Annotated in this window: 19 protein-coding genes; 16 read left to right on the top strand and 3 right to left on the bottom strand. The window is 50.6% G+C overall.

Going from position 1 to position 16,528, the window contains the following annotated elements; all coding sequences use genetic code 11:
• Nucleotides 1-53 precede the first annotated feature (53 nt).
• From QMA13_RS35005 to QMA13_RS34995, 3 genes are all read left to right on the top strand, one after another.
• Complete coding sequence (locus QMA13_RS35005; RefSeq protein ID WP_481858077.1) at nucleotides 54-950, top strand: SMP-30/gluconolactonase/LRE family protein; 897 nt, start codon at nucleotides 54-56, stop codon at nucleotides 948-950.
• A 29-nt stretch (nucleotides 951-979) separates the two neighbouring features.
• Nucleotides 980-1,627: a serine/threonine-protein kinase gene (locus QMA13_RS35000; RefSeq protein ID WP_282938334.1), complete on the top strand. Its 648-nt coding sequence runs from the start codon at nucleotides 980-982 to the stop codon at nucleotides 1,625-1,627.
• Between the two features lie 105 nt (nucleotides 1,628-1,732).
• Nucleotides 1,733-2,413 carry a class I SAM-dependent methyltransferase gene (locus QMA13_RS34995; RefSeq protein WP_481858076.1) on the top strand — a complete coding sequence of 227 codons (681 nt, stop codon included), beginning with the start codon at nucleotides 1,733-1,735 and terminating at the stop codon, nucleotides 2,411-2,413.
• Between the two features lie 61 nt (nucleotides 2,414-2,474).
• Here the strand turns inward: QMA13_RS34995 and QMA13_RS34990 are convergent, their stop codons facing one another.
• Nucleotides 2,475-2,993, bottom strand: coding sequence for a DUF2231 domain-containing protein (locus QMA13_RS34990; protein ID WP_282938332.1), 519 nt, complete (start codon nucleotides 2,991-2,993; stop codon nucleotides 2,475-2,477).
• Between the two features lie 197 nt (nucleotides 2,994-3,190).
• Here QMA13_RS34990 and QMA13_RS34985 point away from each other — a divergent pair, with 197 nt between their 5' ends.
• The 9 genes from QMA13_RS34985 to QMA13_RS34945 all read left to right on the top strand — a co-directional run bounded on the left by QMA13_RS34985 (nucleotide 3,191) and on the right by QMA13_RS34945 (nucleotide 11,937).
• Complete coding sequence (locus tag QMA13_RS34985; protein WP_282938331.1) at nucleotides 3,191-3,436, top strand: hypothetical protein; 246 nt, start codon at nucleotides 3,191-3,193, stop codon at nucleotides 3,434-3,436.
• A 178-nt stretch (nucleotides 3,437-3,614) separates the two neighbouring features.
• Complete coding sequence (locus tag QMA13_RS34980; protein ID WP_282938330.1) at nucleotides 3,615-4,064, top strand: Dps family protein; 450 nt, start codon at nucleotides 3,615-3,617, stop codon at nucleotides 4,062-4,064.
• Nucleotides 4,065-4,363: 299 nt separating this feature from the next.
• Complete coding sequence (locus QMA13_RS34975; protein WP_282938328.1) at nucleotides 4,364-5,587, top strand: PQQ-dependent sugar dehydrogenase; 1,224 nt, start codon at nucleotides 4,364-4,366, stop codon at nucleotides 5,585-5,587.
• 44 nt (nucleotides 5,588-5,631) lie between these two features.
• On the top strand, nucleotides 5,632-6,852 hold the full coding sequence (locus QMA13_RS34970) for a class I SAM-dependent methyltransferase (RefSeq protein WP_282938327.1): 1,221 nt from the start codon (nucleotides 5,632-5,634) through the stop codon (nucleotides 6,850-6,852).
• A 123-nt stretch (nucleotides 6,853-6,975) separates the two neighbouring features.
• Nucleotides 6,976-7,317: a hypothetical protein gene (locus QMA13_RS34965; RefSeq protein ID WP_282938326.1), complete on the top strand. Its 342-nt coding sequence runs from the start codon at nucleotides 6,976-6,978 to the stop codon at nucleotides 7,315-7,317.
• 117 nt (nucleotides 7,318-7,434) lie between these two features.
• The gene (locus QMA13_RS34960) at nucleotides 7,435-9,417 is read left to right on the top strand and encodes a methyl-accepting chemotaxis protein (protein ID WP_282938325.1); all 1,983 of its coding nucleotides are present in this window, start codon (nucleotides 7,435-7,437) and stop codon (nucleotides 9,415-9,417) included.
• A gap of 182 nt (nucleotides 9,418-9,599) precedes the next feature.
• Nucleotides 9,600-10,493, top strand: a complete 894-nt coding sequence (locus QMA13_RS34955) for a DMT family transporter (protein ID WP_282938323.1) — start codon at nucleotides 9,600-9,602, stop codon at nucleotides 10,491-10,493.
• 104 nt (nucleotides 10,494-10,597) lie between these two features.
• Entirely contained in the window at nucleotides 10,598-11,143 is a 546-nt protein-coding gene (locus tag QMA13_RS34950) for a DNA-deoxyinosine glycosylase (RefSeq protein WP_282943687.1), read from the top strand.
• A 59-nt stretch (nucleotides 11,144-11,202) separates the two neighbouring features.
• Nucleotides 11,203-11,937: a class I SAM-dependent methyltransferase gene (locus QMA13_RS34945; RefSeq protein WP_282938321.1), complete on the top strand. Its 735-nt coding sequence runs from the start codon at nucleotides 11,203-11,205 to the stop codon at nucleotides 11,935-11,937.
• A 131-nt stretch (nucleotides 11,938-12,068) separates the two neighbouring features.
• Here QMA13_RS34945 and QMA13_RS34940 read toward each other — a convergent pair whose 3' ends face one another.
• The gene (locus QMA13_RS34940; RefSeq protein WP_282938319.1) at nucleotides 12,069-12,227 is read right to left on the bottom strand and encodes a hypothetical protein; all 159 of its coding nucleotides are present in this window, start codon (nucleotides 12,225-12,227) and stop codon (nucleotides 12,069-12,071) included.
• Nucleotides 12,228-12,250: 23 nt separating this feature from the next.
• Between QMA13_RS34940 and QMA13_RS34935 the strand changes: the two genes are divergently transcribed.
• The 3 genes from QMA13_RS34935 (at nucleotide 12,251) to QMA13_RS34925 (ending at nucleotide 14,125) form a co-directional block, all read left to right on the top strand.
• Nucleotides 12,251-12,442: a hypothetical protein gene (locus QMA13_RS34935; protein WP_282938318.1), complete on the top strand. Its 192-nt coding sequence runs from the start codon at nucleotides 12,251-12,253 to the stop codon at nucleotides 12,440-12,442.
• On the top strand, nucleotides 12,427-12,972 hold the full coding sequence (locus QMA13_RS34930) for a hypothetical protein (RefSeq protein ID WP_282938317.1): 546 nt from the start codon (nucleotides 12,427-12,429) through the stop codon (nucleotides 12,970-12,972). The genes QMA13_RS34935 and QMA13_RS34930 overlap by 16 nt, the downstream gene beginning before the upstream one ends.
• Nucleotides 12,973-13,069: 97 nt before the next feature.
• Nucleotides 13,070-14,125, top strand: coding sequence for a hypothetical protein (locus QMA13_RS34925; RefSeq protein ID WP_282938315.1), 1,056 nt, complete (start codon nucleotides 13,070-13,072; stop codon nucleotides 14,123-14,125).
• Nucleotides 14,126-14,297: 172 nt separating this feature from the next.
• Here QMA13_RS34925 and QMA13_RS34920 read toward each other — a convergent pair whose 3' ends face one another.
• Nucleotides 14,298-16,268 (bottom strand): transglycosylase domain-containing protein, encoded by a 1,971-nt coding sequence (locus QMA13_RS34920; RefSeq protein WP_282938314.1) that lies wholly within the window; start codon nucleotides 16,266-16,268, stop codon nucleotides 14,298-14,300.
• Between QMA13_RS34920 and QMA13_RS34915 the strand changes: the two genes are divergently transcribed.
• Nucleotides 16,267-16,491, top strand: coding sequence for a hypothetical protein (locus tag QMA13_RS34915; RefSeq protein WP_282938313.1), 225 nt, complete (start codon nucleotides 16,267-16,269; stop codon nucleotides 16,489-16,491). The genes QMA13_RS34920 and QMA13_RS34915 overlap by 2 nt on opposite strands.
• The last annotated feature ends 37 nt before the right edge of the window (nucleotides 16,492-16,528 follow it).

Genomic DNA, 16,528 nt, shown 5'->3' with positions numbered 1-16,528 from the left:
TGTCATATGCTACAATATAGGGAACAATTTACATAAGGAAACGTTAATGATGAATGGAGGAGATTAGGGTGACACAGCTTCAATTAGAGTTGGTGCTTGATCACAAAGCTACATTAGGTGAAGGACCTTGCTGGGATCAGCGGAACGGAACGTTATACTGGGTTGATATTAAGCAAAACCAGGTGCATGCCTATGATCCTCGGCAAGGAACGAACAGCACGATTACTCTGGACCAGATGGTAGGAGCGGCCGTGCCGAGAGCCGGCGGAGGATTGGTGCTGGCTTTGCAGCACGGGTTTCATTTGCTTAACTGGGAGACGGGAGAGCTTACATTCATTGATGATCCCGAGAGAGACAAACCTGACAATCGGTTTAACGATGGCAAATGCGATGCCGCAGGCCGGTTCTGGGCCGGTACGCTCAGCTTCGAGGAGAAGGAGCCAGTAGCAGCGCTTTATGTGCTGGAGAAGGATCGGAAGGTTCGTAAGGTGCTCGATGGCGTTACGGTGTCTAACGGGCTCGGATGGAGCCCCGATGGATGTACGATGTATTATATCGATTCACCGACGAGAAGGGTCGTCGCTTATGATTACGATGTGGAGACGGGGAGCATGAGTAGCGTTAGAACGGTGTTGTCACTGCCGGAAGGAGGCGGCTTCCCGGACGGGATGACGGTCGATGCGGAAGGGATGCTGTGGGTTGCTCAATGGGACGGCTGGCAAGTATCTCGCTGGAACCCGCAAACGGGTGAGCAGATCGCTGCAATCTCTGTACCGGCGGCTCGTGTTACTTCCTGCACCTTCGGAGGCGAGGATAACGACGAATTGTATATCACTACGGCACGAACAGGGCTTTCAGAGGAAGAACTGGCCAAGCAGCCGCATGCCGGCGGTGTATTTCGGATCAAGCCGGGGGTACATGGGCTGCCGACGCATACGTTTGGCGGTTAAAAGTCGGCGCCAAGGAGCTGATATGAAGGATGATTCAAACCTTGATCGACATGGTTGAGCAGCAGCTGCTGCCCCAACTGCATATAGAAAGTGTGCACTCTCACGACCCTATCGTGGTGCATCATGCGCCTAAGCCGTGGAAGCTGCTCGGAGCAGGCAATTATGCTGCGGTGGTGTGCCACCCCGAGTTCAGCGATATGGCGGTTAAAGTATATGCTCCCGGACGTCCGGGGCTGGAGGACGAAGCGGAGGTGTACCAGCGTCTTGGGAAGCACCCTGCTTACTCGGAATGCTACCATGTGGGCAGCTCTTATTTGATCCTGCGGCGCTTGAGCGGAATTACACTGTACAACTGCATCCTGCGAGGTATTCCGATTCCGCGCCGGGTTATTGACGATATCGATGCAGCGCTGGATTTTGCGAAGCGCAAGGGACTCAATCCGCATGATGTGCACGGCAAAAATGTGATGCTCAAAGATGGACGAGGCATCGTAGTCGATGTATCCGACTTCCTTAAGGAGGAGCCTTGCAGCATGTGGGATGATCTGAAGAAAGCGTATGATCGCTTTTATTTCCCAGTCCTGCATCACATGCCGGTTCCCGAATTTTTACTGACTGCCGTTAGGAAAGGGTATCGTTGGTTTAACGATCAAGCACGCACGGGCTCTGACTCTTAATGTCCCAAAATAGGTTAATACCCGGCTTATATGCCGTCCCGCGGCGGAGTATCCCTACATACAATATCCCAATCCTTCATAAACACGAAAGTGGTGATTATCTCAATGGATTGGGAGTTTCACAATGCGGTATTTGCTGCGGACACGGCCCCAGAGTTACCCTATGAGTTCATGGTAAGCGGCGCTTGGTCGGGGCATCGGCGTTTCGCTTATGATCTGGTCCGGTTTGCCAAGCCACAAACGATTGTAGAGCTGGGAACCTTTTATGGGACATCGTTTTTCAGCTTTTGTCAGGCCGTCAAAGATGGAGCGCTGCCGACTCGCTGTTACGCCGTGGATTCGTGGAAGGGAGACTTTCATACGGGGGCCTATGGAGAAAACATATTTCAAGATGTGTCTGCAGTGACAGCTAGGGAGTTTCCCTCTATAGGCACGCTGCTGCGAGGCGAATTCGATCAAGCACTTGATTCGTTCGCGGACGGCTCTATCGACCTGCTTCATATTGATGGATACCATACCTATGAAGCTGTGCTTCATGACTTTCAATCTTGGCATCCAAAGCTTGCTCCCCATGGGATCCTATTATTTCATGATATTGTAGTGCGCCTCACAGATTTCGGAGTCTATGAGCTGTGGGAGCGATTAGGCACGTTGCCTCATATGGAATTTCCGCACAGCAACGGTCTGGGTGTCCTTTTTTCGAAGGGAGTGCCAGAGTCATTCCGGCCGGTATTGGAGCATAAAGAGGAGATAGTTAACCACTATGCAAGCCGATATGCATTATAAAGTTCACCCCCTACGCTTAAGTCGAATAAGGCAGGGGGTTTTTATGTTGAGCAAGACACGGTTAGGGCGAAGGCTTGGCAGAGGCGGGAGCATGGTTGTTAGAAGAGGATGAAGCGGGTGCGCTGTCATTCGGCATGACTCGCTCTCCTTGCATGGCAGGCTGACCGTTCGGCCGCATAGGTCCCTTCTCCTTATGTACCATTTGTCCTCCCAGATGCCCTGTATAAGAAACAAGAAGCACTCCGAGGAAGGCAACCGCCAAGTAAGCAGGCTTTCTGCCGGTTTCCGCTTGCTTTTTCCGATGAAACCATAGCCGAACGGCCGATAGAACAATAAAAAGCACCATCGTTATTTTTCCGTACAGCTCGTGCTTTTGCACCGCGGGATTAGGCATGTCCGGACCGGACCATACCGAAGCGATCGTTCCTAGAGTTCCTACAATTAGGCATAAAACAGCCGCCGTATGCCAATCCTTCTTCTTCAAGGCGATGGCTAGAATGTCAAATACCAAGCTGAATATTAACATGGCGATCGGAACATGGATAACAATAAAATGCAAATTTTTCAAAATGTAGGCCATGCTATCATCCTTTCGTTTTGGATTGTTACACTACATTGAGTAGTGTTACTTGCTATCTTATCATAACCACTTTATGGAAACCTGAATATTAACTTAAAGTTGGGCTGGTTTAAGGGTTACACGCCTCTCATCATAGTTCGTTAATAATAAGGGCATAATAACGTCCGAGTTCAACATCAAGGAGGGTTTTGACAGTTATGGCAAACGATAAGAGCATGAAGCCGGTATCCAGTGACGAGGTCGAAACAGACGGTATTTATGAGAATGAATGGGGGCGCGAAGAGACGCTGAAGCGGGGCGATGAATTTCCTTACGATCCGGCTATGGGCCAAACCGAATGGGAACTGGTCAGTCTTCCACTGGAAAGCCAGGAGAAAGAGATGTACAAGGATACCAAGGGCAACACGAAACCAAGGCTGCACATCGATCAAAGCGACAAGTAAACTATATTAGGACAATGGCAGTCCAGACCGTCTTCTGACAGAAGCATCTGCAGACAGTGAGGCTGCGGGTGCTTTTAATGTATCGTTTCAGAATAGGCTGGAATGGGTAAATAATAACCATAGCAGCACCTTAACTATTCAACCTAAAACAATGATTTCAAAAGGGAGCGTGACGTTCATGTCTACAGCAACAGCCGTTTCGATCGAAAAAGCCTTGAATAAACAGGTAGCCAATTTTGGTGTCTTATATATGAAAATTCATAATTATCATTGGTATGTTAAAGGCCCTCATTTTTTTACGCTGCATGTAAAATTTGAGGAGCTGTACAATGAAGTAACGCTCCATTTTGATGCGATTGCTGAGCGTTTGCTCACGCTTCAAGGAAAGCCGGTGGCTACGATGAAGCAAATGCTGGAGGATTCCTCCATCAAGGAAGCCTCGGGTAAAGAAAAAGCCGAGGATATGGTCCGTCAGCTCATCAGTGATTTCAACACCGTGAATAAAGAGCTGCAGGAAGGTATGGAAGCCGCGGAGGAAGTGGGAGATGAGTCGACCTCAGACCTGCTGCTTGGAGTACAGGCGAGCCTGGAGAAGCACGTGTGGATGCTGCGCTCATTTGTCGAATAAGCCATAACAGGATAACAGGAAGGGCGCTGCGGAATGCTGCGCTCTTTTTTGATATGCAAGAATTTATAAGCTTCGGGGCTCCCCGCAAAGTAGCTGAAAGGATTTCTAAGATAAAGCCCCTTTGTGGGGTTATTTTGCGTATCTGGTTAGAGGATTTTTGCCTGGAAGGGGAGGCAGCTCATAAGGAGTATCATTTAAGGAAATTAGCTTTCATGAGTCTTGTTTAGGTATAATAAGGAAAAATAGGATGCAAAAAGGTTGCGTATCGGTCTCTGTAAAATTCAAGGGGAGGGCGAAGAATGGCAAGTCTTTTGAACGGTTGGGTCTCTTTCAGTTTGGCTTTTAGTTTGTTGATGGTACCCGGGTGTGAGCGTCAGGCGAACCAAGTGGAGCGGGGCGAAAGCTCGGCACCCTCAGCAACACAGCAACCGGGAACGGAAACTAGCGTGGGAAAGGCGGCAGAAGGTGGCGCCGCTTCATCGTTTCCCTACACACAAGAGGTTGTTGCAAGTAAGCTCAACGTTCCGTGGGATATGGATTTTGCTCCAGACGGACGGATTTTTCTAACGGAGAGGGGAGGGGCCATTCGTGTCATTGACAAGGGACAGCTGCTGGATGAACCGGTTTACCGTTTTGCCTCTCCGTTATACAATCAAGGGGAAGCAGGTTTGCTCGGTATTGCATTGGACCGGGATTTTAAAACAAATCATTTTGTCTACGTCTACCACTCCTATCAGGAAGGTGAACAGGTCCGCAACCGAGTGCTGCGTCTAGTGGAAAACGGCAATAAGGCCAAGCTGGACAAGGTGCTGCTCGATCTTTTGCCGGGAGAGAGAATTCATGACGGTGGACGCATTAAAATCGGTCCGGACGGTAATCTGTACATAACCAGCGGCGACGCCAGCAAGCCTTCCATAGCGCAGGATGTAAAGCAGCTCGGAGGCAAAATCTTGCGGATTCATACAGATGGCACGATTCCCAAGGACAATCCATTCCCGGACTCTCCTATTTACAGCTTGGGGCATCGCAATCCTCAGGGGTTGGCATGGCATCCAGAAACGGGTAAGCTGTTCAGTACAGAGCACGGGCAAACGGCCCATGACGAAGTGAATCTCATTGAGCCGGGTGCCAATTACGGCTGGCCGCTGATAGAGGGGGATGTCGCACAAATCCCTGCGAAAGACAAGGATAAGGCAGGACCCGGCCCAGTTAAGAAGCCTCTTCTGCATAGCGGCAGTACGACATGGGCGCCCTCAGGCATCACATTCGTCACTAAGGGTCCATGGAAGGGAAGCTTACTAGCGGCGAATTTGCGCGGAATGCAGCTGCAGCGCTTTATCTTGGGCAGTGACCAGCAATCTGTCGTTAAGGTCGAAGAACGGTTCAAGGACGAGCTGGGCCGCATCCGTAATGTAGCGGAAGGGCCTGACGGCTCGCTGTATATATTGACAAATAATCGGGATGGCCGTGGTACGTCAGGGGCGGACGACGATAAGCTGATCCGGTTCAAGCCTTCTTTTTAGCACCCTAGATCCTACTTACCAATCGGAACGGAGAATGAATATTTATGCAATCCATAGCTTCTTTAATGAATGATCTAATAGAGCAGCGTACGCTGATTCAAGCAACCTTGAGCCAAGTACGCACGACCGACCCTCAAGGCTGCACTAAGGTTGTCGTGAAGCCGATAGAGCTCAAGGGAAAGCTTCATTACCAATTCAGCTCTTTCTGCGGCAAGAAAGTGCTGCACGACAATGTGCTGCCCGACGAAGCGGCAGAGAAGATGAATGACTTACTGACGGTCACGTTCCGTCAAGCGCTATTGCAGTCAGCAGAGGCGGACTATCAGGTGCTGATTAGCAAGAAAGGGAAGGCAGGCATTTTAAAAAAGCCTCCGACCAAGAAACCGGCAGTTGAGCTATCCCATAACCGTAAGAAGAATTATGTGCTGGAAGAAGGGACGCCGATTCCTTTTTTGGTGGAACTGGGTATTATGAATGCGGAGGGCAAGGTACTTGCCAAAAAATACGATAAGTTCCGCCAAATCAACCGCTTTGTCGAAATGATTGCCGATGTGGTACCACACCTGTCCAAGGACCGGACGCTTAACATTGTTGATTTTGGCTGTGGCAAATCCTATCTCACCTTTGCTTTGTACCATTATTTGAAGGAAGTGCAGGGGCTCGATATCCGGGTTATCGGGCTTGATCTTAAGGAGGATGTCATAGAGCACTGCAGCGGCCTTGCGGAGAAATTCGGATATGACCAACTGCAGTTCCTTGTAGGGGACATCGCGCAATACAACGGCTTGGATCGAGTCGATATGGTTGTTACACTGCATGCCTGCGACACGGCTACGGATGCGGCTTTGGAAAAAGCGGTCCGCTGGCAGGCCGATGTTATATTGTCGGTGCCTTGCTGTCAGCACGAGCTGTTCCGCCAGCTGGAGAACCAGGTGCTTCAGCCGCTGCTGCAGCACGGTATTCTTAAGGAACGCTTCGCAGCGCTCGCAACGGATGCGATTCGAGCGAAGCTGCTAGACATCGTAGGCTACAAGACACAACTGCTGGAGTTCATCGATATGGAGCACACGCCTAAAAATGTACTGATCCGTGCCGTTAAAGGGAAACGGCCCACGGAAGCGGAGCTGTCGGCACTGGTCGGCAGCTATATGGAATTTCGCAGCTTCCTCCAAGCCGATCCTTATCTAGAGCGTGCGCTTGAGCCTGAGCTGCGTCCGCTGCTGGACGCTTATTCTGCGGAGAGATCGGCAGTTGGTCGGAAGTAAGCTGTGGTCAAGCTAAACGGATTGGTTTTTACAACTAAATGGAATTATTAACCGACCAATGAATGAGCCCGGATGACGAATGAGCGACGGGCTCATTGTTTTTTTATAAGGGGGAAAACAGAAATGGAAACGAAGCTGGTGAAGGGCGGGCTGTACGGCTTTATTATCGGTTTATTTTTGGCGATATTGTTTTGCGCCGATCGGGTGACGGTTCATGTGAGCGCTTCGTCTACGACAATGGAATTACTGACGATGAGAGAATATGTGCTTAAGCTGCTGCGATATAGCTGTGGCTTTTCATTGGGTACGGTTGCTGTGCTATGGCTGCAGGATTGGATGAAAAGGGATCCCCGGGATAAGCAGGAGCCGTCTTTTGTTGTAGGGTTCCTTAAAGCTTTTTTCATCGTTTTGGGAGGTATTATAGCCCTCACGGTACTTATGATATTGTGGAGACGGTTCACTTAAAAAAAGTGTCGTTTTGTTGTGCGTAAAATGTCATATTTTGTACATTTCGATAGGCCTTTGCTCCTATAAAACCATGTATAATAGTGGAAAATTAAGCCATATACATGGGGGAATCTTATGACAAACGGTTTCGTTTCTTTGACAGGCAAGTTTATGGCGTACACCGGGATCATCTTATTGGCATTAATGGGAGGCATCTATGCCTTCGAGTGGTATGAAATCAATAAGGATGCAGAGGCGCAACTGCTCGATAAGGGCAACAGCTTGGCAATTGCACTCTCCAAGACGCTGCAAAGCATCACCGAGGACGACATTCGCAATGGCGTTGTGCTGAAGAATGGTACACGCCTGACTGGCGAGGAGCTGAAGAACCGGTTGTTCAATGACAAGCTGACGATTATGCCGGAGAGCAAGCAGGAGGCGCAGAAGCGCTCGAAAGACAATGATTATGCGGAACGGAAGCAGCAGCTATTCGATGGCCGTTCCGTTCCGCTTGCGCAATATGAGCTTAAATATACGAGCGACTTCGATGATTACACCGACGATCGTTGGCAGGCGGTTATCGACAGCTTTCTAACGGATGAGAATGTCATATTCGCTATCCCTACGATGTATTCAGACAATGCGGATTTCGTCGGGTATACGGCAACGCATAACAGCAAGTACAGTCTGCAGGGTGATGCCTCCAAGGATTCTTGGGGGGCTGCGGGTTTGCTGAGTCAAAAGTATCGAGGCAATCGCGTATTCAATGATGAGACCGGATATCGCTCCGCCGCAAACAAAGACGCATCCAAGGCGCTGCTGCAAAAATATCCGCGTAACCTCGAAGGGAAAATTGTTGAAACTTGGAACATTTCATACCCGCTTATGATCTCCGGCAAGCATTGGGGCGGTATTCGGGTTGCGTTATCCAAAGAAGGGTCCGATGCCTTGGTTGCCAAACAGCGTATGCTTATGGCTGCAGCGTTCGGTCTGCTGTATATAGGCATGCTTGTACTCCTGTTCGTGTTATCCCGTCTTATTGTTGCACGTAAGCTTCGTTTTGTGCTTCGTGCGACGGCTAATCTGAATTCGCATGAAGCGGATCTAACCTACCGGATTCCGGTTAAGGGCAGGGATGAGATGGGGCAATTGGCGGAAGAAGTCAATCGGTTCATTGCTCATCTTCAGACGATTATTGGTACGGTGCATGGAATGTCGGGTCAGATTGGGGACATTTCGGGCAAGCTGACAGACAGCGCAACTCAATCGAACGCTATGGCCTCCGATATTTCGCGAACGGTTCAGGAGATGGCGGCTGGAGCGGAGAATCAGGCTTCAGGAGCCGAGGACAGCGCCAAGGCGATGGAAGAGATGGCCGGTGGTATTCAGCGAATTGCTGAGGCTTCAGCGCATGTAACAGAGGCGACAAAACGTCTCGTTCAGGAGGCTGAGCAGGGAAGCGTATCATCGGATAAGGCGATGGAGCAGATGGGTACGATGAATCAGTCGGCCTTCAAGGTTGGGGAGGCCATTCACAAGCTAGAGGAAGGGATGCAGGTCGTGGGCGAGATGGCGCATGTCATTTCGGGCATCGCATCTCAAACGGGGCTTCTTGCATTGAATGCTGCAATCGAGGCGGCCAGAGCGGGAGAGCAGGGCAAGGGCTTCGCCGTAGTAGCCACTGAAGTCAGAAAGCTAGCGGACCAATCGGAGACCTCAGCTGGGCAAATTCATGAGATGGTCGATGGCATACAAGCCACGATGAAAGCTGCGGTCCTCGCCATGCAGCAGGGTGGTAAGGACGTTGAGCTTGGAATACATCAAGTCGAAGTTGTACGTGAGGCTCTGGTGAACATGGTTAGCATGATTCACAGCATTTCCGAGGAGATGGAGGAAGTGTCGGCAGCCGCCGAGCAAATGACGGCGGGTACAGAAGAAGTAACTGCGGGTATTGAAGAAATGGCGAGAATAGCCGGATCGGCGTCGGAGAACGCTCATCAAGTGGCGATAGCATCGCAGCAGCAGCTTCGGGAATCGGAAGAAACTCGAGCTTTATCGGATTCGCTCCGTACCGCTGAGCAGCAGTTACAAGAAACGGTGGGCAGGTTTAAGTTTTAAACCGCTCGCGGTTTCTTTTTTTATTCAAGGAAGGCAGGTGCTGAAATACTAGCATCTGCTTTTTTTAGGCATTATTTTTCGTCACGTTGCTCCATCGCTGTGGTACAATAGCTTCGTATTATGGGAGCTTCACTTAACAGACTCGTAATCCGGGTCAAGATTGCGAATGAGGTGTTGACAGCGTGGGATATTTCCTGCTTTTTTTGGCGACGTTATCCTGGAGCTTTGTTGGGATATTGGTGAAGACGGCATCCGGGATGGTAGACAGTACGACGATCACATTCGCCCGGTTTGCATTGGGCATCGTCTTTTTAGGAATATTATTGCTGCTGAAGGATGGAAAAATTAAGCTTCGCGGCAATATGAAATGGATATGGCTAGGAGCACTCGGCAAGACCTGCAACTATTTCTTCGAAAATTTAGCGCTCTCGATTGGCTACTCTTATGGAAATATATTGGTGGGTCCGATTCAGACGGTTATTTTGCTGCTGGTGTCCGCTTTTTACTTTAAAGAGCATGTCTCAACTCGCGGGTGGATGGCCGCAGCTCTCTGCATCGGCGGGGTATTGATGATCAGCTGGAACGGTCTCCCGCTGCATCAGATGCTCGCAAGCAATGGCTTAACGACCATCCTGTTCATGTTCTCCGCAGTAGGTACCACCTTTCACGTATTGAGCCAGAAAATGCTGATTCAATCCATGGATGCGGAGAATATGAATTTCTCTGTCTTTTTCTGGTGCTCTCTGCTCATGGCGCTGCCTCTGCCGGTACAAGCCCATGCAACAGGTCCAGTTACTGGATGGGCGATTGTAGCCCTGATAGGCTTGGGACTAATTACAGGGCTTAGCTTTAACTGGTTCGCTCAGGCATTGAAAAGGGTGAGCTTCTCGGTCGCTGTTATCGTCAGTAACAGTGGAGTGCTGTTTACGATAGCCTGGTCGTATCTATTTTTCCATGATCCTATTACAGTCTATATTATAGGCGGAGCGGGTATTTTCGTAGCAGGTCTTTTGCTGCTTAACTGGCCTTTGAAGCAAAGTGTACGAATAAACAAAGGGAAACAGGCGGAAGCGTGAAGCAAGCTGGTTGGAAAAAGCGTTGGGACATGAAGCTTGGAGATGAATGAAGCCAGAATAGATCAGGTTACGATATCGTAGAAAAGGAGATGGATTGCGTGGATATGGAGCAAGATCGTTTATTGGGGCTGCCGCCCGTGATCGATCCTTCCTGCCGGACGGTTGTACTGGGCTCGATGCCTGGTGCGCTGTCACTTAGCAAGCAGGAGTATTACGGACACCCGCGCAATCACTTTTGGAAGCTGCTGTATGCTATATTCGGCGGACCTTCGAGTGAGGGAGAAGCTCAGAATATGCCGAGTGACAGATACGAGGCCAGGCTTGCTTTTGCCTTGTCTCATGGAATCGGTTTATGGGACGTCTTGGCGGCCTGCGAGCGGGAAGGAAGTCTGGATGCCCATATCCGCAAGCCGGAGGCGAATGACTTTGCATCATTTTTCAACGAATACCCGGCCGTTCGTCGCGTCTTCTTCAATGGGCAGGCGGCCAGCGAGCTGTACCGGAAGCAGGTTCTGCCGAGGCTTCGAGCTCTTCGGATAGGCGAAAATATCGCGTATGCGGCACTCCCTTCCTCCAGCCCGGCCAGGGCCATGGCGTTGGAAGCCAAGCTATTGTCGTGGCAGGAGCTAGGGGCAAAATCGAAAGAATAAGACGGAATGAATCATTCAAATACCCGGTGAAATAATAAAAAAGTTAAGGGGGCAAGAGCATGAAGGAAAACAAATACGATGACCTCACCTTTTTTAACCAATACAGTAAAATGCCTCGTTCGGTCGAAGGTCTGAAGGCTGCGGGAGAATGGCATATCTTTCAACAAATGCTCCCTGATTTGAAGGATAAGCGAGTGTTAGATCTAGGCTGCGGCTTCGGTTGGCATTGCCGTTACGCAATAGAACAAGGAGCGAAGCAGGTTATAGGGGTAGATATTTCCGAACGCATGCTTCAGGAGGCTAAAAAGAACACCGAATCAGCCTCCATCGAATACATGCGTATGCCTATTGAAGATATTGATTTCCCTGCAAATAGCTTTGATGTGGTTTTTAGCTCTTTGGCATTTCATTACATAGAATCATTTGAAGGAATCTGCGATAAAGTGAATCGTTGTTTAACAAAGGGTGGGGCCTTTGTTTTCTCGGCGGAGCATCCTGCATTTACATCCAACGAGCACCAGGATTGGTATTATGACGATCAAGGTCATCGGCTGTTTTGGCCCGTTGATCGGTACTTTGACGAAGGCCTTCGCAAAACCAATTTTTTAGGTGAGGAAGTAATGAAATACCATAAGACGCTTACTACCTATGTGAACAGCCTTATCAAGTCAGGCTTTCAGATAACAGAGCTTATTGAACCCGAGCCTGATGCCCATCTATTGAACTCCATTCCAGAGATGAAGGATGAATTGAGAAGACCCATGTTCCTCCTGGTATCGGCCATAAAAAAATAGATCTCGGATAGCGTAAATCCGTGAGCAGGGCTTTGGCTTTCCATTAACAAAAGTAAAAAACAGAGGGTTTGGGTTCCTTATCGGGAACGCCATATCCTCTGTTTCTTTACAAAAGGCCTCAATAGAGGCTTCTACTCTTCCTCAGACGACTCTTTAGCAATAGCGCCGTTTAAATTTTGAGCCGTTTTAGCACCTTCCACCGTATCGTTGACGAATTCCATATCTTGATTTTCCGCTTTCATGGAGGCGGTTCCCTCGTAATTGCCTTGATGTTTTTTGTTTTCAGACATGCAGCTTCTCTCCGTTTCATAGTATGCTTGGCTTCCTCCGTATGCCCGGACTGCTCGCGCTCGAAGGCGCGAAATCGGAAGCATTTCTTAAGCTTGCCTGGGAAGAGGACAATTATTCCTTTTTGGCGGGAATGTTTATAGTGGTGGATGGTATACTAAGGGCACAAGCAGCTATTTCCAATAGATGGGGGGAAATGATGTGGCGAAACAAGTAAGCAAAGTTCCATACGGCTATGTGCCGGAGGATGAACGTAAGGGAAAGCGCGGCTCGGTATGGGTCTATGATAGTTTTGAGCGTTTCGATGAACAGCAACTGGCTGCGCTGGTTCACATGGCGGAGGACAAGACGATAGCCAAGCTTGTGTTCTACCCTCTGCATGAGGAAACGCTGCGGCGTATGGGGGAACGGGAAGCCGCCCCTTATTACCGACGGACGGATGAACTGGAGGCCAAGCTGGAGCAGATCGAAACAAGAGTGGACGTGACAGTGGACCGTTTTGAAGGCAAACGCAAAAAATATACGCCAATGGACACAGCCTTTCGTTATTTGGCCGAAAAGTACGCTGCCCCTCATTTTGTATGGGTCACACTGGAGACGGCAAATAAGCTGGCGGCATTTGATTCGTTTGAAGCCTGGATTAAAAAGGTACGGTTGTGGATCGACATGCCTTCCGGCGGAGTCAGTTCGGCAGAGTTGCACCCTCGGCTTCAAGCTGCGGATACTAGGTGGGATGCGGTGACATAACTTCGTTTGAACCATAAGTCTGGTAATTCCCCCAAAATATAAGCGTGTTACGAATCCTATAAAGGACTGAATAAGACATGACTTATAGGAGGGGACAATGAGAAAAAGACTCATATGGCTTATCATCGGTTGTTTATGTGTTGGTTTAGTTTCGTATGGCGCGTTCGGACTGGCTGACCGACCGGTATCGGCTGAAATATCAAAGGAAACGAAGGGGCAGTTCGTTCGTCTGGATGACGGAGGCAAACAGCTTGTTATGAATGTCAGCGGACAGGAAGCGTCTTACCCGGTGTCTGCAACGGTCTGGGTATACCGTAACATGCAAAAATCGGCTTTGACGGATATGAAGCCTGGCGATTCCGTAGATATGATTTTGAACAGTAAGGATCAAGCGGCTTATATTAAAGCGACGAGCGCTCAGGAAGCTTCACAATCGGGTCAAGAATCGAAAGGGTCGGCTGCTGAAGGGGACTCAACGAATTCTACAGGACTAGGAGCTAGTGGCAGTACGGGAACCGGTAACGAGGCAGGCACGCCATCTCCGACAACGCCTGAGACTGCAGCCACGGTTACTCCGCCTGCTGCCACGCCTGGCCTATCGGGATCGTCTTCTTCGACTTCTGGAAGCCCGAAGCCTACTCCGGGTAACGTTACTTCAGGAGCTGGCGGATCGGCACCCCCATCCAAGGTGTGGGAGAAGCTGGACCTTGAATGGAAAAGCCGTGAGTTTGAGCTTAGGGTTAAGCAGGAACCGGGTAAGGAGGATTCGAAGGAGAAAGGAAAAAGTGAAATTTTCCTGCAATCGAAGGATCGCTCTATCATCCATTTGGATGGTGCCGAAGCCGACTCGTTTATTCAACAGCTGGTAAAGGGACTTCCTTCCGATTCCAAAGCGTTCGAAGCCTCGCTGAAGCAAAAAATTGCTTCGGAGTTTCAGCTTAAAAACACATCCCCCGAATGGAAGCTGGATGTAAAATGGCCGGAAAAATCGGCGAGCGTTGCCCGCCCTCAAGAAGCCAAGGTTAAGGGCTATGAGAAGGATAAAGAACAGGACAAACAAAAAGATCACGGCAACGGCAAAGGAAAAGAAAAAGAAAAAGATAAAGAGAAGCACCAAGACAAAGGCCGCAGCGATAATAACAATGATGATTAAGGAAAGTTGTTAAACAACCAAACAAAACCCCGCTTATTTTCGCTTCACCGTTAGGTGAGGCGAGTAAGCGGGGTTTTTTTCAACAATTTATAAAGTTTCGGGGTTCCCTGCAAAGTACCTGAATTCACTTCGAAGCTAAAGGCTCCACTTTGTGGGGTTATTTTAGCTTGGGTTAATGCTCTTTGGGCTTCCCTTTGCCCTTGGATTTGCCATGTTCATTGTCTTTGTTCTTAGGATCTGGTATGGAAGCAGGGTTACCTATGCCGAGCTTTTCTTGAATGGATTGGAGCCATGTGCTTTTTGGTTCGGGCTCCGGTACATAATCATCGGGTACGATGAATGGTGAAGCTGGTACATCGCGCAGCGCCCGGCTCATTATCTCTTTGAACAGCGCAGCGGGAACGGCGCCACCCGTGGTTAAGTAATGGTTCTTATCGGTCTGGTCGTAGCCGAGCCAGACAGCAGCGGTCAGCTCAGGCGTGAAGCCGACGAACCACGCGTCCTTGATGCCGTTGGCCCCGATGTCGGCGAATTCCTTGGTGTCGGGCAGCTGCGTCGTGCCCGTCTTCCCTGCAGTGGGCCGCCCTAGAGCGGCGGCCTGCCCTGTCCCTGACTTTACTGCATCCTGCAGCAGTAAAGTCAGGGTGTAGGCGATAGCCGGCTTCGTCACCGTTGCCGGCTGCGGCTGTGCCTCGACCAAGGGGTAGCCCTCCTTGGTCGTTACCTTCACGATGGCGTGCGCCTGCTGCCGCACGCCGAGATTGGCGATGGCGCCGAAGGCCTGCGCCATCTGCAGGGGCGACACGCCCTCGGACAAGCCGCCGAGGGCGATGCTCAAAGAGCGGTCGGCAGGTCCGAGGGCAATGCCTGCCCGGCGGGCAAAATCGATCCCGGCGTCGATACCGATCTCATTCAGCAGCCAGACGGCTGGGATGTTCCACGAGCGCATAATGGCTTCGCGCAGCGTGACCTGCCCCCGGGTCTGACCGTCCCAATCCTTGGGCCGGTAGCCGGCGATGTCGAGGTCTCCATCGTAGAGCGAGGAGCTCGGGGTGTAGCCTCGCTCCAGCGCCGGACCATAGACCGCCAGCGGCTTGAAGGACGATCCTGGCTGACGCTTCAGCTGGGTCGCGTGGTTGAAGCCGCGGTATACCTGCGGGCCCCGAGCCCCGACAAGCGCCCGGATACCACCTGTCTTGTGGTCGATGATGACCGCGCCGCTTTGGATGAGCTGATCCGGCTTGCTCTCGGGGAACAAGTCGTCGCTTGCATAGACGTCCTGAGCCGCCTGCTGCACCTGCGGATCCAGATCCGTATATATGCGCAGCCCGTTGGTCAGCACTTGCTCCTCCGTAAAGCCGTATACATCGGCTGCTTCCTGAATGACATAGTCGACATAGGAAGGATATTTGCCTTTGAGTGATTCCTCATTATGCTGCTTCAGTACGATAGGTTGAGCGACGGCCTTCTCATATGCGGCCTCGCTGATAAAGTTCTGCTCCTTCATCAGTGATAGCACCAGATTCCGCCGCTCCAGCGCTTTCTGCATGTTTTTAGCCGGGGAATAGCTGGTAGGGGCCTTGGGCAGTCCTGCCAGAAGAGCGGCTTCCTCCAGCTTCAGCTCCTGTACGGGCTTGGCAAAATACTCCTGGGCCGCCCCTTCGACACCCCATCGGCCCTCCCCGAAATAAATGCTGTTCAAATACAGCTCCAATATTTCGTCCTTGCTGTAAACCGTGTTGATTTTGAGTGCGTAGCCCGCCTCTTTCAGCTTGCGGCTTAACGTCTTATCCGACTGGAGGAACATGTTCTTGGCTAGCTGCTGCGTCAGCGTGCTGCCGCCTTCCTTCATCTCGCCGGACTTCAAATCGCGCAGCAAAGCTCGGGCTGTGGACCAGAGATCGATCCCCGAATGCTCATAAAAGCGTCGATCCTCCACCGCAATGACCGCATTGCGCAAATCGAGCGGAATTTGGTCGAGCGATACAGGCACGATACGGGAGGAGGATAGCTGGGAAGCCGGCTTGCCATTACGGTCCATGATCAGTGTCGGCTCGGGCAAAGGATTCTCCAGCTTGCTGATATCGAGTCCGTGGACCCATTGAGCCGCGGCAAAGATGGCGAAGCCAACAATCACCACCATGAGCCCGCTTATCCATAAAGCGATACGTCCGAATCGGCTGCGCCTCCGCTTTGGAGATCTCGCACGTTCACTTCCGGCAGAGCCGCTTGCTGTATTGCCTTCTGTCCTTTGTTTCGATGCGGAAGCGCTGGCCTCTGCCTTCGCCTTGTCTGCTAGTTTACGGCGAAGCCTTTTTGGCAGCATCGATATAATGGAAGGACGTTTTTTTGATGTCATAAGTTAACCCCTCACTACAATAACTTTTGCACAGTACAATATGT

Origin of the sequence: Paenibacillus sp. RC67, assembly GCF_030020805.1 — a bacterium.
GTDB lineage: Bacteria > Bacillota > Bacilli > Paenibacillales > NBRC-103111 > Paenibacillus_S.
This window is presented reverse-complemented; position numbering and strand designations above follow the sequence as displayed.